Genomic DNA, 20,793 nt, shown 5'->3' on the forward strand with positions numbered 1-20,793 from the left:
TTATTTACCTTCATTATGTTGCTCAAAATTATAGAGCCGGTTTTGTTTTATATAGTTCCACACCGCATCCGGTATCAGATAACGGGGAGATTGCCCCCCACTGATCAGTTCCCGGATCTGGGTGGCTGAGATTCCCAAAGGCGTCAGTTCACGAAAAATCACATGACCCGCAGGTTTTTGCAGCATGGCGTCGACATCATCGATCTCATGCTCGTGGCTGATCTGCTGCATCTGAGCGCAGGGTTCATAGATCCAGCCGGGCCGCTTAACCACCACAATATGGCAGAGATTCAGCAGTTCAAACCAGCGATCCCATTGCGGCAGTGACAGATAAGCATCCATTCCAAGAATCATGCAGACCGGCACTTGCCGCCCCAGTTCCCGGCGAAAAGATTCCAGTGTCAGTACAGTATAGGAAGCATTAGCTGAGATAACCTCCCGCTCATCAGCCACCAATGCCGGTTCATCGGCAACCGCCAGACGCACCATATCCAGACGCTGCTGACCACTGCGTTCCGGCTGTTGCCGATGAACCGGAGCTTTGGAGGGCATAAGGGTTACCTGCCTGACGCCCAGCCATTGTTGAATTTCCAGCGCGGTGCGCAGATGGCCATTATGAATAGGATCAAAGGTCCCACCCATAAAGACTTTGACGGATTCGCTCATCAAGCGTTACTGACGAATATGGCCATCACCCAGCACCACATACTTTTGTGAGGTCAGCCCCTCAAGGCCTACCGGCCCGCGGGCATGAATTTTATCCGTTGAGATACCAATCTCAGCCCCCAGCCCATACTCGAAACCATCGGCAAAGCGGGTCGAGGCGTTAACCATTACCGAACTGGAGTCCACTTCACGCAAAAAGCTGCGGGAGCGGGTGTAATTTTCCGTGATAATGGCATCGGTATGATGAGAACCGTACTGGTTGATATGTTCAACCGCCTCAGCCATATCGCGGACTACCCGGATCGACAGAATGGGGGCCAGATACTCGGTTTGCCAGTCCTCTTCGGTTGCTGCGATAATATCCGGCAATACTTCACGGGTTTTGTCGCAACCGCGCAGCTCAACCCCAATCGACTGATAACGTTCAGCTAACTCAGGCAGAATCTCTGCCGCACGGGATTCATGCACCAGCAGTGTTTCCATAGTGTTACAGGTGCCGTAGCGATGGGTTTTGGCATTAATCGCCACATTGATCGCCTTGGTTTTATCAGCATCTTCATCAATATAGACGTGACAGATACCATCCAGATGCTTGATGACCGCTACTTTGGCATCACGACTCACCCGTTCAATCAGGCTTTTCCCACCCCGCGGCACAATCACATCGACATATTCATGCATCGTAATCAGTTCACCCACCGCTTCACGATCCGTAGTTTTAACCACCTGCACCGTGTGCTCTGGCAGTCCCGCGACTCTGAGCCCTGTCTGAATACACTCAGCAACCGCTGCGTTACTGTGAATTGCTTCCGACCCGCCCCGCAAAATAGTCGCATTGCCGGACTTCAGGCAGAGACTGGCCGCTTCCACCGTCACATTGGGACGGGACTCATAAATAATGCCGACCACCCCGAGAGGCACACGCATCTTACCCACCTGAATACCGCTGGGCAGGTAGTTCATATCGGTGATCGCACCGATCGGATCCGGCAGAGCAGCAACCTGGCGTAAACCTTCGATCATGGTATCGATCTGAGACTGCTTCAGTTCCAGACGATCCAGCATTGCATCATCAAGACCATTGGCACGGCCCTGCTGCAGGTCTTCAGCATTTGCCGCAACCAGCTTTTCACGGGACGCATCAATCGCATCCGCCATCGCCAGCAACGCGCGGTTCTTTATTCCGGTATCAGCTTTCGCAATGTCGCGGGAGGCAACGCGTGCCTGCTGACCCAGTTCTGCCATGTACTCTTTAACGTTCATAACCTTCCTTCTCCGTCGAGACCGGCCATTATAACCTGCCCGGCAGCGGGGGTCATCGACAGAGAAAGCAAAACAGCAAAAAAGCCGTTTTTGCGAAGTGACTTAACTGCTATTATCTGCAGGCTTTACTGCCCCGGAATATGTAGCCGTCGGAATATGGATAAACCGCTTCGTTTTACAACCATGATCAATCAGCGTACCCGGCTGATGATGACGCTTGGCTGCATCTTGCTCGCAGGCCTGCTGCTATCCGGCATCTACCTCACCGTTGTAGCAGGGAAAATCGCCCAGCTACAGACTCGCCAGCAGGGAGAGCTGCTGGGGCAACAAACAGTTACCATGATCAAACCCGCTCTGCTGGCAGGAGACTCTGTCAGCCTCAACTACGTTCTCAATCAACTGGTAAAGCAGCCTGACATCGACGCCATCATCCTCACCGATCCGAGAGAACGACTACTCGGCCGGGCAGGAGATATCCGCCAGGACAATCTTATCCAGCAGGATGTACTGATCCGACAGCAGGATGAGACCCTGGCCATCCTTGAGCTATACCTGAATCCGCAAGCGAGCAGATCAAACTTTAACGCGCTGCTGGTACAGGCTGCCATTCTGGCCCTGATAACGGTTATTGCCGCCCTCACCGGTTGCTGGTTCAGCCTGAGCCGCAACACGCCCTCCCCGGCAACTAACACTGAGCCTGCGTTAAACGCAGACGATGCCGCCCCATCAGTAGCAGCGGATGACGAACACTCAACAGAGTTACTCGCTGACAGATCCGCGCAACACAACGAAAGCCACCCGGATGAGCTGGTGGATCTGTTAAGGCCGGATGACGCTGCACCGCATATGCCTGGCTTTGCCCCCTTCTGCGATCACAAAGAGCGGGCAGAAACCAAAGCCCCAACCGATACTATGACTGATGAGGTCAGCGTAGAAGAGATTAGTCTGGAGACACAATCCCGCCAGCGGACACCCAATCCACTGTTTGGCAACAGTCAGCATGAGATTCAGCTGGATCTGTATGCGTTTGAACAGGAACTGGAACTGATCGTCGCCGCAGAAGAAGCGGGTTATCTGCTCTATCTTGATCTGTCATCCGGTCACTCAGATAACCTGGCCAGCGAAGAGCAACTGGAACTGCAGGAGTACTATTACCGCATGCTCGACATGGTGATCGCTATCTATCAGGGTGAAGCCACCCGAATCGGTAACGGCGATCTGCAACTGGCATTTCTGAAGCCCCACAAGGATGACTCCCACGGAATCAATGCGATCTGCGCCAGCCAGCTGTTTAACCGCCTTTACAAACTCTTCAACCAGCAACGCATCCGCAGCTTCAAACCCGTCCTGAATCTGCATATGGCGCTGGTGCGCGGTCATTATAAGAAACTCCCGCGGATGCAGGAGGAGGCCCGTTATCTGACCCATAGCACCGACAGCAACGAACTGGTAACCCATACCGCCCTCAGCGAAGCACCTGATCTCAAGGTCAGCCTGCTGGCCGGTGCTGATATCCTGCGCGCCGAAGAAGATAAAGTGCTGATCAGATCCGTTAATGATAACTATCAGAAGTTACTGGATAAGCAGGCGCGCCATCTGCTCAGCAAAATTTTTCCCTGAGCCAGCACAGGGCAAAGGCGATACAGATCAGCTATAGATTGCGCAACACCTGTATCTGTAATGCCGAATGGTATTCACCTATGCTCAGCTCACTGATGACAACCCGGGTATCCCCATGCTAACTGAACTGCTGATCCTGTTTACTGCCGGCTTCTTTGGCGGAGTGCTCAACTCCATTGCCGGAGGTGGCAGCTTTATCACCTTTCCAGCACTGCTGCTGGCAGGGGTCCCCCCTATCAGTGCCAACGCCACCAATACATTCGCATCCTGTTCAGGTTATATGAGTGGCACCTGGGCTTTCAGAAAAGATCTTCTGGCGATTAAAGACCAGTTGCCACGCGTTATCCTGATCAGTCTGATAGGCGGTATCTGCGGCGCATGGCTGCTACTACAGACCCCGGAAGCCTCTTTTGAGACTGCGGTCCCCTGGCTACTGCTATTTGCCACCCTGCTGTTTATCTTCGGAGGACAACTAAACCGGACACTCAGGCAACTGGGAACAAGGCATCGCCATGCCTCAACGGCGGCAGCAACACTGCTCACCCTCCTGCTGTTTGGCGTGTGCCTCTATGGCGGGTTCTTTAATGCCGGACTCGGCATTATATCCCTTAGCTATCTGGCTCTGGCCGGATATACCGACATCAACCGGATGAACGGTCTGAAACTACTGATATCAACCTTTGTATCGCTGATCGCAATTGCGATGTTTATCTATGATGGCGTGATCGCCTGGTATGAAGGCTCAATCGTACTGACAGGCACAGTGGTTGGGGGCTATGTCGCCGCCCATCTATCGCGAAAACTGCCTCAACAACAGGTACGCAACTTCGTGAGTGTTGCCAGCATCGGCATCACCCTGTATTTTTTCTATGACGTATATCTGTAACCAGTTGATAACATCGCAACAAGCGGACACTGATAGCCCACAATAACCGGTCAGACTCATGGATATAATGACACTGCTGCTGTTTATACCGGCATGTTTCGCACTGAACATGTCGCCCGGCCCCAACAATCTGATGGCGATGAACAATGCCACGCGTTATGGCTTTCATAGCGCCCTCTTTGCCGGTGCAGGACGACTGATCGCCTTCGCGGGGATGATCTTTCTCGCAGCAGCCGGGCTTGCCGTTATCCTGCACACATCCGCAGCTATCTTCACGGTGATCAAAGTTACCGGCGCATGCTATCTGTTCTGGCTGGCATTCAAGCTTTGGACAGCCGATACCCACAGCGAGGAAACAGCGCAGACACAGGAGAATAAGAAACAGTTTGAACTAATGCAGCAGGAGTTCTTTCTCGCTGCAGGTAACCCTAAAGCGATCCTGATATTCACCGCCTTTTTACCGCAGTTTGTCACAACTGAGGCACCGGCAGGCCTGCAGTTTTTTACACTGGGCTTCACCTTCCTGCTGCTTGAGTGGCTGGCGATTGCGATTTACGCACTGTTTGGCCTCTATCTGCGCCAGTGGTTTGCCGAGCCTCTCAAACGGCAGCTATTTAATCGCAGCTGCGGCACCCTGCTGGCAAGTGCAGGCATCGGACTGCTGTTTACCCGCCGCAACTGAATGACACAGCACCGCTGGCTGACACGTCATCCGGATGCACGGCTATTCTACCCAATCCGAGCATTAGCCTTCGTTAAAGTTGATGAAGATCAACTCCCGCCGTAACACTACGCTATAACTTTATTAAAAGGCAGAGAGCTAATCTCCCAGATACAACATTTCTCTCTCAGACTAATTGTTATCAGAAATGACCCAAAGCCTGTGCTACAACGTATAGCCACGGTTGAGATTATCCTCAGCAAACATCTCTGTATATGGAAGGAGTATATGCATGAATCAACTACTTCGGAGCATCAGCGTCCGGTCAAAGCTCTTGCTATTGGTTGCAATCGCCATTATCAGCCTGATCATGATTGTTACGCTCTCCCTGTTAAAACTTCAAGGGGACCTTCTTGATCAGAGAAAAATGGAGATGGAAAACCTTACCGGCGCCGCCTACTCATTAATTGACCATCAACAGAAAATGGTTGAGTCGGGAAAAAAGTCTGAGGAAGCGGCCAAACAAAGCGCTCTGGAGTCAATCCGGAGCCTGCGTTATGGTGAAGATGAGTATTTCTTTGTTCTCAATACTCAGTCCAAAATGCTAATGCACCCAACTAATAAGAAGCTTGAAGGTAGCAGCGTCGCGGATATGAAAGATAATAACGGCACGCCGTTTATGCAGGAGTTAGTTAAAGCCGCAACACAGAACCGCACGGGAGGCTTTGTCGAATATCTGTGGCCTCACCCTGACCTCTCGGAACCACAAAGGAAAATCTCCTTTGCACGCCTTCACCCTCAATGGAACTGGATAATATGCACCGGCGTATTTACCCACGATATCGATGAAGAGTTCTGGCATGTGCTCTGGCAGGAAGTAGAGATCCTGGCGATAGTTCTGATCATTATGGGAGTCGTATCAGCACTGATTGCCAAATCAATCATTGACCCGGTTAAAGCACTCACCGCTGTCATCTCCAGAACCGCCGAGACTAAAGACCTGACACTTCGCTCAGAGATACAAAACACTGATGAATTCGGCACCATGGGGCAGGCATTTAATGAGATGATGGCCAGCTTTCACGACCTTATTATGGAGCTCACCGCCGCAACATCACAGGTTGCCAGCTCGGCCACCGAGCTATCCGCCACCACGGCTCAAACAAGTCGCGGAATGGAGCAACAGCAGGATGAAACCTCACTGGTTGCATCCGCTATGACCGAGATGACCGCGACGGTCCATGAAGTCGCCAAGAACACTCAGGACGCCGCTTCGGCATCCTCGCAGGCAGCACAAGCCGCAGAGTCCGGAAAACAGATCGTTGATGCAACCATCACTGCAGTACAAACCCTCTCAGAACGATTAGCCAAGTCTGCTGAACTGACTCATACTCTGGAGGCTGAAAGCACTAACATCGCCAACATACTGGAAGTGATCAACAACATTGCTGAACAAACCAATTTGCTGGCTCTTAATGCTGCAATCGAAGCGGCGCGCGCAGGCGAGCAGGGACGGGGATTTGCAGTGGTTGCCGATGAGGTCAGATCGCTGTCCAGCCGAACAGCTGAATCAACACAGCAGATCGCCCAGGTGATCGAGCGCTTACAGTCAGGAACCAAAGCCGCCGTTAATGCGATGCAGGCCAGCAGCACCGAAGCTGACACTGTGGTTCAGCAAACCCTGACAGCCGGAAAGTCTTTAAATGAGATCACTGCAGCGGTTGAACAAATCAACGCGATGACCATTCAGATTGCCAGCGCCTCGGAAGAGCAGAGCCTGGTTTCTGAAGAGATCAACCAGAGTGTGGTTAAGATAAACGGTGTATCAACTGACAGCGCAGAAGGCTCCAATCAGATCGCTCAGACCTGCGAAGAGCTGGCACGGCTGGCTGAACATCTGAAAGAGATTTCGGAACGTTTCACCGTCTGACAAGCCAACGGCAGGGTAAAAAAAAGGAGCGCATCAGCGCTCCTTTTTTTATCGCTTAAAGAAGTATTACTTCTTCGCTTCCATCTGTGCCTTGATCAGGTCACCGATAGTGGTAGGACCAGCAGTCTCAACCGGCGCATCAGCCACAGCTTTGATAGCCGCTTTCTCATCTGCCTGGTCTTTAGCCTTAACAGACAGAGTGATAGAACGATTACGACGATCCAGATTAACGATCTTCGCTTCCACTTCGTCGCCTACTTTCAGGACAGTCGAAGCATCTTCGATGCGATCGATGCTGATATCAGACACTTTCAGGTAACCTTCAATGCCTTCAGCCAGCTCAATGTTCGCGCCTTTAGCGTCTACAGACTTAACGATACCCTTAACGATAGCGTTTTTGTCGTTTGCAGCAGCATACTCAGAGAACGGATCGCTTTCCAGCTGCTTGATACCCAGAGAGATACGCTCTTTCTCAGCATCGATAGACAGGATAACGGCTTCAACCTCTTCGCCCTTCTTGTATTCACGCAGCGCAGTTTCGCTATCCGCATCCCAGGAGATGTCAGACATGTGAACCAGACCGTCCAGATCGTTATCCAGACCCACGAAGATACCGAAGTCAGTGATAGTCTTGATAGTACCGGTAACTTTGTCGCCCGCAGCAAACTGCTCAGCGAAAGTAGACCATGGGTTAGCGATGCACTGTTTCATACCCAGAGAGATACGACGACGCTTCTCATCAACATCAAGAACCATAACCTCAACTTCGTCGTTCACCTGAACAACTTTAGATGGGTGGATGTTCTTGTTAGTCCAGGACATTTCAGACACGTGGATCAGACCTTCAACGCCATCTTCGATAGACGCGAAGCAGCCGTAGTCAGTCAGGTTAGTTACACGAGCAGGAACCTTAGTGCCAGCAGGGAAACGCGCCAGGATAGAAGACCATGGATCTTCGTTCAGCTGCTTCAGACCCAGAGACAGACGGTTAGTCTCTTTATCAAACTTGATGATCTGTACAGTGATCTCATCACCCGGTGTCAGCATATCGCTAGGATGAGAGATACGCTTCCAGGCCATATCAGTGATGTGCAGCAGGCCGTCAACACCGCCCAGATCTACGAATGCACCGTAGTTGGTCAGGTTCTTAACATAACCTTTAACCTGCTGACCCTCTTCCAGGGTACTCAGCAGCTCATCACGCTGCGCACTGTTAGCTTCTTGCAGAACAGCACGACGGGAAACAACGATGTTGTCACGTTTCTGGTCCAGCTTGATCAGTTTGAATTCCAGTTCCTGACCCATCAGGTGGTCAACGTTCTTAACCGGACGCACATCTACCAGTGAACCTGGCAGGAAGCCATTGATCTTGTTAACGGTAACGGTGAAGCCACCCTTAACAGTACCGCTGATGTAACCTTTAACAGTTTCTTCAGCTTCGAATGCAGTTTCCAGAACACCCCAGGATTCAGCGCGCTTCGCTTTCTCACGGGACAGGCGTGTTTCACCGGAACCATCTTCAACGCTTTCCAGAGTAACCTTAACCATGTCACCCACCTGAACTTCAAGTTCCTGGGCATCATTAAGGAACTGGCTGCGGGCAATAACTGCCTCAGACTTCAGTCCAGCGTTTACGGTAACCCAGTCACTATCGATGTCGATAACTTCACCCATAACCAGGGTACCAGGTACCATTGCAACGAGTTCAAGGGATTCTTCAAATAAGTCAGCAAAGCTTTCGGTCATGCTTTTTCCTATACAGCGAACACGATTCAGGCGCATGTTCGCGGGGGGTAATACCTGTATTGTCAGTTGATACAGGGCAGTTTAATTATCCTGAGCGGTTGCAAATACTGACTAAAAAACAACCATTCGGGAGAGTGTCAGGCGCGGTATTTTACAGATAACTTGTTCAAGAAGGAAGCAATTGCGCGCTCTGAGTGGCTATTTTTCAGTCACCCGGGACTAAAACATTCACCTGACGCCCGATGCAGAGGGTAAAAGTTAAAAAAAAGAGTGACCAAAGATCACTCTTTTACCCATATCAGTGACACTATTCTGCGTCGGAAGCTGGCTCTTCAGCTGAGGCTTTAACAATCACATCGAGGGAATCGACCCGCTGATAGCCGCGAGGCAGTTTGTTACCCCGACGCCCCCGTTCACCGCGATAGTGTTCCAGATCGGAAGGCTTCATCTTCAGATGCTGACGACCAGAGTTAACCTGCAGTGTATCCTCGGCTGACAGCGTCACCAACGCTACCAGCAGCTCATCTCTTGAGGCCGCCCGGGCGGAGGGGATATTGATAATCTTATTGCCTTTACCGCGACCCAGCTCCGGCAGATCCTTAACCGGGAAGACCAGCATCCGCCCCTCATTGGTCACAGCCACCAGCAGATCGGTTTCTTTATTTTTCAGCGGCATCGGCGGCATTATTTTTGCGCCTTTCGGCAACGTCAGGGCAGCCTTACCGGTGCGGGTTTTACTGGTCATATCGGCAATTTTAGTTACGAAGCCGTAACCGGCATCCGACGCCAGCAACACCGCATCACCATCTTTGCCCGCGATAGCGCCATCAATGGTCGCCCCTTTCGGCAGTGTCAGCTTACCGGTAATGGGTTCACCCTGACCCCGCGCGGATGGCAGGGTATGCGCCTCAAGGGAGTAGGCCCGTCCGGTACTGTCCATGAGGATGATCGGCTGATTCATCCGCCCCAGACATGCCAGTTTAAAGCCATCGCCGGATTTATAACTCAATCCCTCAGGGTCGATATCGTGACCTTTGGCGGAACGAATCCAGCCCTGTTTAGAGATTACCGCGGTGATCGGTTCAGCGGTCAACAGGGCTTTCTCATCCATCACTTTTGCCTCTTCCCGGGCAACGATGGGTGAACGGCGATCATCGCCATACTCTTTGGCATCAGCTTTCAGCTCATCACGGATCAGCTTGCGCATCAGCTTTTCAGAGCCAAGAATCTCTTCAAGATAGTTCCGCTCTTCGGTCAGCTCATCGATCTCGCCACGGATCTTAATCTCTTCCAGTTTGGCCAACTGACGCAGCCGGATCTCAAGAATCGCTTCCGCCTGAATCTCGGTGATACCAAAACGCTCAACCATCACCAGCTTCGGTTTCTCTTCAGTACGGATGATCTCAATCACTTCATCAATATTGAGATAAGCGACCATCAGACCTTCAAGAATATGCAGCCGGGCCAGCACCTTATCCAGGCGGAATTGCAGCCGGCGACGCACCGTTTCAGTACGATACACCAGCCACTCGGTAAGGATCTCCCGGAGGTTTTTCACCTTGGGGCGGCCATCAATACCGATCATATTCATGTTAACGCGGTAGGTGCGTTCAAGATCGGTACTGGCAAACAGATGCGCCATCAGCTGTTCAACATCGATGCGGTTGGAGCGCGGCACGATCACCAGACGGGTCGGATTTTCATGGTCAGACTCGTCCCGCAGATCAGACACCATCGGTAATTTTTTCTGCTGCATCTGCTGAGCGATCTGCTCCAGCACTTTCGCCCCGGACACCTGATAGGGCAGCGCAGTAATCACAATATCGCCCTGTTCGCGGCTGTAAACAGCACGGGCACGCAGGCTGCCCTTGCCGGTTTCATACATCTTCTGCAGTTCGTGGCGCGGGGTTATCAGTTCAGCATCGGTGGGCATATCCGGCCCCGGCACTATCTCGCACAGCTCTTCGATGCTCATCCCTGGTCTGGACAGCAGCTTGATACAGGCCTCGGTGACCTCCCGCAGGTTATGGGGCGGGATATCGGTCGCCATACCCACCGCGATCCCGGTGGTGCCGTTCAACAGAATATTGGGCAGTCGGGCAGGCAGGGTCATCGGTTCTTCAAGGGTACCATCAAAGTTTGGCCCCCACTCGACCGTCCCCTGACCCACCTCTTTGAGCAACACCTCGGCGTACCTTGCCAGTTTGGACTCAGTATAACGCATCGCGGCAAAAGACTTAGGATCATCGGGGGAACCCCAGTTACCCTGACCGTCGATCAGTGGGTAGCGATAGGAGAATGGCTGCGCCATCAGCACCATCGCTTCATAGCAGGCACTATCGCCGTGAGGATGGAATTTACCCAGCACGTCACCCACGGTACGCGCCGATTTTTTATACTTCGCCGTCGATTTCAGCCCCAGCTCCGACATCGCATACACGATACGGCGCTGAACCGGCTTCAGGCCATCGCCGATATTCGGCAGCGCCCGGTCAAGGATGACGTACATGGAATAATCCAGATACGCCTTCTCGGTATATTCTTTCAGTGACAGGCGTTCAATGCCTTCATCGATATGTACTGTTCCGCTCATTTTCTGTCCCGGAGCTTATAAACTCATTGTTCGCGCGATCATTAACTGACAGGTAGCGGCTTAAATATCCGCCAGATTACCCTTGCTTTCCAGCCACTCTTTCCGGTCCGGCGAACGCTTCTTCGCCAACAACATATCCATCACATCGTTGGTGCCATCGCCCGGCTCAATGGTTAGCTGAACCAGCCGGCGGGTATCCCGTGACATAGTGGTTTCACGCAGCTGCAGTGGGTTCATCTCACCCAGACCCTTGAAGCGCTGTACGCCAATCCTGGCGTTCTTACGCTCCGCCCTGATGCGCTCAACAATGCTGTCTTTCTCATTATCATCCAGGGCATAAAACACATCTTTAGCGACATCGATACGATACAGTGGCGGCATCGCCACATAGACGTGTCCGGCGGCCACCAGCGGTTTGAAGTGGCGTACAAACAACGCACACAGCAGAGTGGCGATATGCAGGCCATCCGAGTCTGCATCCGCGAGGATACAGATCTTGCCATAACGCAAGCCATCAAAGTTATCCGACCCCGGTTCGACGCCTATCGCAATGGAGATATGATGCACCTCCTGAGAGGCCAGCACATCGCCGGGTTCCACTTCCCAGGTATTCAGAATTTTACCGCGCAGCGGCATCACCGCCTGATATTCCCGGTCCCGCGCCTGCTTGGCTGAACCACCCGCTGAGTCACCCTCCACCAGAAACAGTTCGCCCTGCATCGCGTCATTACCGGTACAGTCCGCCAGCTTACCCGGCAGCGCAGGTCCCGAGGTCACCTTCTTACGAATCACCTTTTTATTCGACCGCAACCGTTTCTGGGCATTGCTGATCACCAGCTCCGCCAGCTTCTCGCCATCTTCTACATGACGGTTAAGCCAGAGACTGAAAGCATCTTTGGTTGCCCCGGAGATAAAACTGGCGATATGACGGGATGAGAGCCGTTCTTTGGTCTGCCCCGAGAACTGCGGGTCCTGCATCTTCGCAGAGAGCACATAGCAGCAACGCTCCCAGATATCTTCGGCGGAGATTTTTACCCCCCGGGGCAGCAGATTACGGAACTCACAGAACTCCCGCATCGCTTCCAGCAGACCGGTTCGCAGACCATTAACATGGGTGCCACCCTGAGCAGTGGGAATCAGGTTAACGTAGCTTTCACAGGTCAGGTCCCCCCCTTCAGGCAACCACTGCAACGCCACATCCATCGCGTCGATCTCCCCCTGAAAGGAGACCGTAAATGGCGCTTCCGGCAGGGTTTCATAGACCTGAGTCGTGCCTTTGAGATAGTCCACCAGACCATCTTCGTAGTACCACTCATCTTTTTCTTTTGTAGCACCGGTAGCATCCGTAAAGGTGACCCGCAAACCTGAGCAGAGTACCGCTTTGGCGCGCAACATATGGCGCAGTTTGGTCAGATGATATTTGGGGGTATCAAAATACTGCGGATCGGCTAAAAAGCGCACCTCGGTGCCGGTGTTGCGCTGACCACAGCTGTCCACGATCTCCAGATCGGATACCTTCTCGCCATCTGCATAGGTCATCCGGTAAACATTACCCCCGCGACGGATGGTCACTTCCAGCAATTTAGACAGTGCATTTACCACCGACACACCTACTCCATGCAAACCACCGGAGTAGTTGTAGTTCTCGTTGGAAAACTTACCTCCGGCATGCAGCCGGGTGAGGATCAGCTCGACGCCACTGACCCCTTCTTCCGGGTGGATATCTACCGGCATCCCCCGGCCGTTATCCCTGACGCTGATCGCGCCATCTTTATGCAGGGTGACATCCAGTTGCGTCGCATGGCCCGCCAACGCTTCATCGACACTGTTATCGATCACTTCCTGAGCCAGGTGGTTTGGCCGGTCGGTCTCGGTGTACATACCGGGACGGCGCCGCACCGGGTCCAGCCCGCTCAGTACCTCAATTGCATCAGAGTTATAGGTGTTACTCATCGGAAGTTTCAGTCCTTATCCGCCCGGCTGTCAGGTCAGTGACAGCAGGCAACTCAACCCGGCCTTCGGCAAATGCCAGTATCGCCGGTATAACAGATTCAAATTGGTCAAAACCGTGGGAACCACCCCGCTGTACCAGCATCGGTGAGTCCCTGAACTTTTCTACCGCCTCCCGGTAATCCAGGGTTTCATCCCCGGTCTGGGTCAGCAACAGATAACGTGAAGGCTCTTTTACACTGTGACAGTTAATCTGTAACAACTGCTGCAGATGCTCAGGGGTCAGCTCATATCGTTCATCACTGTAATAGTTACCCTGTTCCCCCAGCATCGCTTCCAGCAGTTCAAACGGCCGCACGGCGGGATTGATCAGTACCGCACGCAAATTATATTTCTCACCCAGCCAGGTGCTGTAATACCCCCCCAGTGAACTGCCGATCAGGGTGATGGAGCGATCCCGATGGGTTTCGATCAGTTGTTCAAGTAAACTGATAGCCTGAGCAGGCCAGTGGGGCAGCGCAGGAACAATCACCTGATCAGCCTTCCCCTCAGCAGTCATCCAGTCAACAAAAACCCGCGCCTTAAACGACTCGGGTGAACTGTTGAAACCGTGAATATAGAGAAACAGTGGCTGTGCCATCAATAACCTTTTTAACTGCTGCTATTTTATCTGTATATATATACATGTTTTCGGTAAAGTACCGGAGAGCGCCGGGGGATGCAACCTTAACCCGCGACTCTTTTGATCGAGGTCTCTATCAGACCATCCCGGTGAAGCGTCAACAAGCGGTATGCGGGTTGCCGCAGCACCGGATCATCCTCCAGAACCATCTGTTGACAGCCCGCTTTAAACTGCACCGAAGTTGCTGGGGTCATGAGCACCCGGACCTTGCCGTATAGTTGATCAGATGCCTGATGGACATGACCATTAATCACCGCCCTGACGCTACGATGTTGCCCCAGAACAGCCCAGAACTGGTTAGCATTAGCCAGCATAATCCGGTCCTGCCAGTCACTCCCAACCGGCAGCGGATTATGGTGCAGGACCACCAGGCAGTGATGGGTAGAATACTGTTGCAACTGCTGTTCAAGAAAAACCAGCTCGGTCGATGACAAACTGCCACTGCCCTGACCGTCAGGGTTTGCGGTGCTGTCCAGCAGGATGATCACCCACCCCTGCGCGACAACGGTGCGCTGGTTCAGCTGTCCACCCTGCTGATCACCAGATTCAAGCATTAGCTGAGCAGCATCGTGATTTCCCGGAATCCAGTAGCTCGGCACCGGTAGCCTGGCGAGTCGCCGACTCAGGCGCTGATAGCCTTCGGGTCCGCCATGATGTACCAGATCACCGCTGCAGATAATCATATCCACCGCGGGCGTCTGTAACAGCAGATCATCAACCACCCGGTCCAGATGCTGCTCAACATTGAAACCTCGATAATCCTGATCAGGATCATTCTGCAGGTGAAAATCGGTAATCTGTGCGACAACCAGCGGGATCATGAGAAACTATAAACCGGTTCGGCGGCCTGACCGTGGGTCAGACAGTGGCTGAGCCACTCTCCCAGATATTGATTCAGCTGTGCCTTTTCATCTTTCTGATGCATCCGCTCATTCGGGTAGCTGTAAACCCCGCGAAAATGCCGCCGGCTTTTCAGACAGATCACCTCAGCGGCCCGGGCATCATGATACATCCGCACTACCAGACTGGGGGCCTCCAGCCAGCTGCTATCGAAACTTTGTGACACCAGAACCGTGGTGGTGTAGGTAAAACGCTCCTCAACCCGCAGGCGAACGATGCTCTGCTGCTGATGCCAGTGAACCTCAAACTCGCGCTCATCGCACTGTTCAAGATCCGGCATCAGCCGCATCAGGCGCAGATAGTTGGCCTCACAATCGGCCATCTGCTTTACCAGGTCAGGGATATAACGTTTTTTCATCTTCTCCAACACTCAGAACGCATACTCAGAAGCCGCCTTACACACAACCCCAGCGCTGTAACAATCTCTGCCGATTCAGCTGTAACCATTGTACCGCAATTATGGTGGCAGCATTATCAATAGTACCGTTTGCAACCAATTCACATACCTCAGCAAAGGGTAGCACATGAACCAGAATATCCTCACCCTCATCAGCCAGACCGTGAACACCTCCCACCCCGGCGCTATCGACCCGGGCACACAACAGGTCAACATATTCATCACTGCCACCGGCACTGGGCAGATAACGGGTGATCGGGACAATATCGTAAATCACCGCACCCGCTTCCTCCTGAGCTTCCCGCAGGGCGACGTCGGCAGGCGTCTCGCCCGGCTCAACAATCCCCGCCACCAACTCCAGCAACCAGGGACTATCAGCTTTACCCAGCGCACCGACACGAAACTGTTCCACCAGCACAACGCTCTCTTTATCCGGGTCAAAAAGCAATACACAAACCGCATCACCCCGCTGAAACTGCTCACGCACAATCTCAATCTCTCCCCCTTCAAACAGTGAGTGGCGGATCGTTAAGCGATTAATCTTGAAAAAGCCATCGCAGGTGCGCTGCTGCTGAATAATCGCCGCATCCGCCGCGGTAAATCTTGGTTGCCAGTGGGCCATATCAGAACTCCGGATTCAGACTCTCGATGTGAGTAACAGATGCTGATCTGTTGACAGGGCGACAATATAGCATGTCTGAAGCGTATTTTAGGAAGGTTCAGGGGCTGGGCCGGCTCAGAATTCAGGAGACGCTGGATGAATAAAGACAAGGGCTACCTGAAGCCGACAGTCAGACGGTCTCCCAACCGGGGAGAGGGCCGAATCAGCTGAGGCGTAATTTACGACGGCGGGAGACAAACAGATAACTGCCCTCCCGTTTTTTCGCCTCTTTTTTGGCCTGGGCGGCGAGTTCCGCGACCTCATGATAACTGACACAACGATAGGGGTCGGGATAGACGACACCACAGGAGAGGCTGAGAACTGGATAAAACACCGAATCCCCGGTACGGCTGGACGCCCAGATTCCTCCCTGTTCAAGGTCTTTTGGACTATAAAATTCCCTTATGGCCTGGTCAAACTGCAGCAGAATCCTTTCGCAGCGCTCTTTCCAGTCATCGGTACGGAACACCACAACAAAATCATCTCCCCCAATATGGCCGGTAAAGTTCTCTCCATTGGCATTATTGGTAAGCAACTCACCCAGCAACTGTATCAACCGGTCGCCTTTAACATAGCCGTAGCTATCGTTGAAGGGCTTAAAATAGTTGATATCAAAATAGGCCACCCGAAAGCTCTCGGTCTGTTTCAGCAGCCCATCGATCTCCCGATTGATCGGTACATTGCCCGGCAGCAGCGTCAGCGGGTTGGCATACCGGGCATTGCGGATTTTCAGTTCCGTGATCCTTTTCAACAGATCCCGAACGTTACCAATGCCCTGATAATGGCCATCTTTGGTAATCACCAGCCCCTGATGCAGATAGACCGCATCCTGCTCGGTTATCAGACGGGAAACCTGCTCCAGACTGGTGTCCGATTCAATAATGATCGCCCTGGTATCCAGAATACGGGTAACAGGACGGTTCTCATACAGCGCCCGGCCATACTGTGTGGAGAACAGCTCCAGCAGATCAGACCGGTGTACAGTCCCGATCGGCCGGCCCTCCTCAAGCACCGCCAGAATATCGTACAGCGGGTTTTCCCGGAACAGTTTAGCGGTATACCCCATCTGATCATCGAAACTCAATGCAGGCGCCGGATGAATCAGCACCGCGGCCGTTTCCGCCATATCCTTTTCACTGCCAGCCCGCCGTTTACGGGGCAACCACTCATCACTGTTACAGAGCATTCTGGGTGTCTGGGTTGGCCGCCCCAGATAAAACCCCTGGCCAATATTCGCACCCAGCTCCTTCAGAGTGACCAGCTCTGAACGGGTTTCCACCCCTTCAACAATCACCTTGGAGCCGACACCGTTAGCAATACTGCAGATCGACTTTACAAACTGACGTTTAACCGGTTCACGGTCAACATTATGAATAAAATGACGATCAATTTTCACGTAATCCGGCTGCAACTCTGACCAGAGTTTGAGGCCTGAATAGCCGGTCCCCAGATCATCAACAGCCACTTTAAACCCCATGCGTTTGTAATAATTAATCGCTTCAAGGGTAAGTCCATAATTATCAAATGGGTGCTGCTCTGAAATCTCGATAACAATAGAATCCAGAGGAATTTCAAGGGATTCGAGCCATTGCGCCGTCAACCCTTGCTGATGATCCGGGGTTCCCAGAAGTGACGCGCTGATATTGAGAAACAGCTTCCCCTCCAGTGATAGCCGGGCAAAAGCCTCCAGAGACAGTCGGCGACACAACAGCTCCAGCCGATGTTCCTGTCCAGCCCCGATAGCAGTATTAAAAAGCATCTCTGGCGTATGCAGCTCACTGCCTTCCGGCCCGCGAATCAGCGCCTCATGACCCAATACTTCACCCCGCCGAAGATCGACAATCGGCTGAAAATGGGGATACAGCTGCTCGGTTTCAATCAATTCATTAAGCTGGGCATAACGATCAGGTATAATCTGCGAAACGGTCATCTTGGGTCTGTAGGCGATTAAGGTTAATACCCACAGCTTATTAAGTTGGCATGACAACAAGATGACAGCACCGAGGGTTTTATAACCTTTCCGGTTACGATACAGTCAGCTTTCACAAGAAAAGGATTTCACCATGACTCGCTTCATTACTCCCGCACTTTATACCGTTCTGCTGCTCGCACTCAGCACGATAAGCCATGCAGAAACCCGGCTGCGTCCCGACGTCTGGGCCACACCGGTTATCGGCTCAGAACTGGACAATTTCTACCGTGTTGATAATCACCTTTACCGCTCCGAACAACCTGGCGACGAAGCCTTCCCCCAAATAGCGGCGTTCGGCATCAAAGAGGTGCTCAACCTGAGAGAGTTTCATAACGATGACGATGAAGCTGGCGAAACCCCGCTAACACTCCATCAGCTGAAGCTGCGCACCGGCAAAGTCACCGAAGATCAGTTGATTGAAGCCCTGAGAATTATCAGAAACAGCAAGGGACCGCTACTGGTGCACTGCTGGCACGGATCTGACCGCACCGGCACCGTGGTAGCGACTTACCGGATTATCGAACAGGGCTGGAGCAAACAGCAGGCACTGGATGAGATGATCAACGGTGGCTACGGCTATCACGCTGCCATTTTTCCCAATCTGGTGGAGCTGATTAAAGGACTGGATGTCGAGCGGATGAGAGGACTCTTAGAAGCCAAGTCCTCCAGCATCCCTCTGTCAAAAAATTAGGTTCATTCCGTATTATGGGGATGAGTATAAAAAACGCTGGTGTCTTTCCGGTTAAGCGGCTTTCCAACCAGTAGGCGCGCCATAAATCTCTGCAAAGCTATCTTGTGTAGGAGCCCTTTCCAAGGGCGATTTTTTATACTCACCACAGAGGACACCGAGAGCACAGAGGAAGGAATTATAACATCCGACGCCTCACCGCCCCTGCAGCAGGCCTTTTTCAAGGGTGATTTTTCTTCTATGCTTTAACCAAAGGGCATGCTAAAGGGACTTCTACACAAGGCTGGGAGCCCGTTTCAGGGGCAATAAGTCAGCCCTGACGCTGTAGGATGCAACTCCACTAATCTTTACCACGGTGGAGATCCTGTCCCGGTGAAGCGCGATGAACCAAAATCAGCCCGTTATCACTCTAGCAACGTTTGCAGATCGATTAACTCAACAGCTTCGCCTGGAAATTTAAACGGATAATCATCTGTATACTCAACAACCTTTAACGCTGGCATCAGCGTACTGTTGGGCAAGGGTTGATGAGATAACGAAATGGCAACGTCTTCTATTGAAAAGCCGCACTGACTCTTTGGCAGAACTGCCAGAGCAACGGTGCTATTCGTATAGGGGCGCATGCGATCAAGGCTCGCTTTTATACTATTTCCTCTTGCACCATAAAACTTGAGCATGGGGTTAGTGAACGCAACTTTACGAGGCGTATTACTATATTTTTCATATAGTTCAGCGCCCACTACATCAATCGACCGGATGCCAATCTCTTTAGAGACTATGGCACACCCATCAAAACCAGGAAGCATGCCTATCTTATTCATAGACCATCCCGGGTTTGAAATAGCATACTGATAACTCACTTTTATCAGGTCTATACCATCAACGGTGAACGTTTCAAAATCGCCATACGAACGAATATCTATATTAATCTCCATATCCATCCAGAATGTTTCCAGATCATTTTCATATTTCGGCGTTTCAATCGACTTACTGATATAGTTTTTCCCTGCATTCCACACAACCATTCCGTAGTTTATATCCGGAAAAGGAAAGTACCTTATGCGCACCGGCTTATCATCGCGCCAATAGCCGTGGTAACCTTTCGAAAAATAATTGCTGAACGTTTGACCATTAATTTTCAGATTTACAGTCAGATCTTCAGCGGCTGCAGTCGGGCCAGAGACTAACAACGAGCTGAGTAATAGAATGGTGACACTTGATTTCATTTATTCTTCCTTGAAGTTAAGGACTTACTCTTTTCCTCCGAGTTAAGTCACAGTTTGCATTTAAAAACAGTTAGCCTGATTCCTGCTCAGGCTTAACAAATAAAACCGGGGTCTGAAACAAGCTACTGCTCGTTCTGGTCGGTTTCGGGGTTATACAATCCCTGTTCCGGGTGAGGAGGGAGGGGACAGAGCTCGTTCAGGTTAGGGAACTTCAGATCAGGATTCTTTCTTAACCGTCCCAGATAGCTGTAATAGCAATCTGCTAGATGCTCATTAATTTCATAGCCAAAATCACCATCACGAAAAACTCCATCTAGAGTGAGCATACTTCCTGTACGACCTAACGCCGCCGCCGCTTGGTAATAATAGAGGGCTTTAGGGAAATTATCTTCAACTAAGCCAAAATCACCTAAAGAATGACCAGACTCGCTATACCCCTGCGCCAAGGCACATTTATGGTATGAAATACCCTTCGAGTCTTCTTTTCGCTTATAAAGATATATCTCACCTAATCGATATTGCGCCTGAGGGCTGCCCAACTGAGCCGCCCGGTGATAATACTTCCAGGCACCCTCTTTATCCTGTTTCAGCGCCAGACCTTTCTCGGCCATGACCGCTAAGTTGTAATACCCCAGCGGAATATCCCGGTCTGCCATCCACTGAAACCACTCCACCGCTTTAAAGTAGCTTTGTTCTGCCCCTTTACCGTATAGATAGCGGGTCGCTAACTGACTGGCCGCTTTCCAGTGGCCCTGATCCGCTAATAGCTGATACTTATTGGTGGTATTGACTTCATCTTTATTAGGCAGCTGTTTTTTCTCATAGGCACGTAGCTCTTTATACTGTTTATCCAGTTCAGGATCTAATTCTGGCAGGTGGTCTTTTTCAAAAGCACAAACAAATGGCTCTATTTTGGGGATACTCTTTTCCGTCATCGAACTATTCCCTTGCG

At 51.8% G+C, this 20,793-nt stretch carries 17 protein-coding genes; 5 read left to right on the forward strand and 12 right to left on the reverse strand.

The genetic code is table 11. From position 1 onward, the window contains the following. Together nadD and JW499_RS07335 are read right to left on the reverse strand one after the other, a co-directional pair. Entirely contained in the window at positions 1 to 666 is a 666-nt protein-coding gene (nadD, locus tag JW499_RS07330; RefSeq protein WP_205209986.1) for a nicotinate-nucleotide adenylyltransferase, read from the reverse strand. Positions 667 to 672: 6 nt separating this feature from the next. Next, on the reverse strand, positions 673 to 1,929 hold the full coding sequence (locus JW499_RS07335; protein WP_205209987.1) for a glutamate-5-semialdehyde dehydrogenase: 1,257 nt from the start codon (positions 1,927 to 1,929) through the stop codon (positions 673 to 675). Between the two features lie 156 nt (positions 1,930 to 2,085). Between JW499_RS07335 and JW499_RS07340 the strand changes: the two genes are divergently transcribed. The 4 genes from JW499_RS07340 to JW499_RS07355 all read left to right on the forward strand — a co-directional run bounded on the left by JW499_RS07340 (position 2,086) and on the right by JW499_RS07355 (position 7,026). Further along, entirely contained in the window at positions 2,086 to 3,549 is a 1,464-nt protein-coding gene (locus tag JW499_RS07340) for a hypothetical protein (protein WP_205209988.1), read from the forward strand. 115 nt (positions 3,550 to 3,664) lie between these two features. Continuing rightward, the gene (locus tag JW499_RS07345) at positions 3,665 to 4,435 is read left to right on the forward strand and encodes a sulfite exporter TauE/SafE family protein (protein WP_205209989.1); all 771 of its coding nucleotides are present in this window, start codon (positions 3,665 to 3,667) and stop codon (positions 4,433 to 4,435) included. Positions 4,436 to 4,493: 58 nt separating this feature from the next. Then, on the forward strand, positions 4,494 to 5,117 hold the full coding sequence (locus JW499_RS07350) for a LysE family translocator (RefSeq protein WP_205209990.1): 624 nt from the start codon (positions 4,494 to 4,496) through the stop codon (positions 5,115 to 5,117). 271 nt (positions 5,118 to 5,388) lie between these two features. Then, the gene (locus JW499_RS07355) at positions 5,389 to 7,026 is read left to right on the forward strand and encodes a methyl-accepting chemotaxis protein (protein ID WP_205209991.1); all 1,638 of its coding nucleotides are present in this window, start codon (positions 5,389 to 5,391) and stop codon (positions 7,024 to 7,026) included. Positions 7,027 to 7,092: 66 nt separating this feature from the next. Here the strand turns inward: JW499_RS07355 and rpsA are convergent, their stop codons facing one another. From rpsA to JW499_RS07395, 8 genes are all read right to left on the reverse strand, one after another. Next, a complete protein-coding gene (rpsA, locus tag JW499_RS07360) occupies positions 7,093 to 8,772 on the reverse strand; it encodes a 30S ribosomal protein S1 (protein WP_205209992.1) in 1,680 nt (559 codons plus the stop codon). A 307-nt stretch (positions 8,773 to 9,079) separates the two neighbouring features. Further along, positions 9,080 to 11,365 carry a DNA topoisomerase IV subunit A gene (gene parC, locus JW499_RS07365; protein ID WP_205209993.1) on the reverse strand — a complete coding sequence of 762 codons (2,286 nt, stop codon included), beginning with the start codon at positions 11,363 to 11,365 and terminating at the stop codon, positions 9,080 to 9,082. Positions 11,366 to 11,425: 60 nt separating this feature from the next. Next, positions 11,426 to 13,318 carry a DNA topoisomerase IV subunit B gene (gene parE, locus JW499_RS07370; protein WP_205209994.1) on the reverse strand — a complete coding sequence of 631 codons (1,893 nt, stop codon included), beginning with the start codon at positions 13,316 to 13,318 and terminating at the stop codon, positions 11,426 to 11,428. Next, entirely contained in the window at positions 13,311 to 13,955 is a 645-nt protein-coding gene (locus JW499_RS07375) for a YqiA/YcfP family alpha/beta fold hydrolase (RefSeq protein ID WP_205209995.1), read from the reverse strand. The genes parE and JW499_RS07375 overlap by 8 nt, the downstream gene beginning before the upstream one ends. Before the next feature lie 86 nt (positions 13,956 to 14,041). Beyond that, positions 14,042 to 14,818, reverse strand: coding sequence for a phosphodiesterase (locus tag JW499_RS07380; protein ID WP_205209996.1), 777 nt, complete (start codon positions 14,816 to 14,818; stop codon positions 14,042 to 14,044). Next, on the reverse strand, positions 14,815 to 15,255 hold the full coding sequence (locus JW499_RS07385) for a DUF1249 domain-containing protein (RefSeq protein ID WP_205209997.1): 441 nt from the start codon (positions 15,253 to 15,255) through the stop codon (positions 14,815 to 14,817). The genes JW499_RS07380 and JW499_RS07385 overlap by 4 nt, the downstream gene beginning before the upstream one ends. A 37-nt stretch (positions 15,256 to 15,292) precedes the next feature. Continuing rightward, entirely contained in the window at positions 15,293 to 15,916 is a 624-nt protein-coding gene (locus tag JW499_RS07390; RefSeq protein WP_205209998.1) for an NUDIX domain-containing protein, read from the reverse strand. Between the two features lie 202 nt (positions 15,917 to 16,118). Beyond that, complete coding sequence (locus tag JW499_RS07395; protein WP_205209999.1) at positions 16,119 to 17,885, reverse strand: GGDEF domain-containing protein; 1,767 nt, start codon at positions 17,883 to 17,885, stop codon at positions 16,119 to 16,121. A gap of 133 nt (positions 17,886 to 18,018) precedes the next feature. Between JW499_RS07395 and JW499_RS07400 the strand changes: the two genes are divergently transcribed. Continuing rightward, a complete protein-coding gene (locus tag JW499_RS07400) occupies positions 18,019 to 18,618 on the forward strand; it encodes a phosphatase domain-containing putative toxin (protein WP_205210000.1) in 600 nt (199 codons plus the stop codon). A gap of 401 nt (positions 18,619 to 19,019) precedes the next feature. On the opposite strand, the gene JW499_RS07405 is transcribed toward JW499_RS07400, so the two are convergent. Together JW499_RS07405 and JW499_RS07410 are read right to left on the reverse strand one after the other, a co-directional pair. Continuing rightward, positions 19,020 to 19,841 (reverse strand): hypothetical protein, encoded by an 822-nt coding sequence (locus JW499_RS07405; RefSeq protein ID WP_205210001.1) that lies wholly within the window; start codon positions 19,839 to 19,841, stop codon positions 19,020 to 19,022. Between the two features lie 122 nt (positions 19,842 to 19,963). Next, a complete protein-coding gene (locus JW499_RS07410; protein WP_232846274.1) occupies positions 19,964 to 20,776 on the reverse strand; it encodes a tetratricopeptide repeat protein in 813 nt (270 codons plus the stop codon). Positions 20,777 to 20,793 lie beyond the last annotated feature (17 nt).

The organism is Amphritea pacifica (assembly GCF_016924145.1).
GTDB classification, from domain to species: Bacteria; Pseudomonadota; Gammaproteobacteria; order Pseudomonadales; family Balneatricaceae; genus Amphritea; species Amphritea pacifica.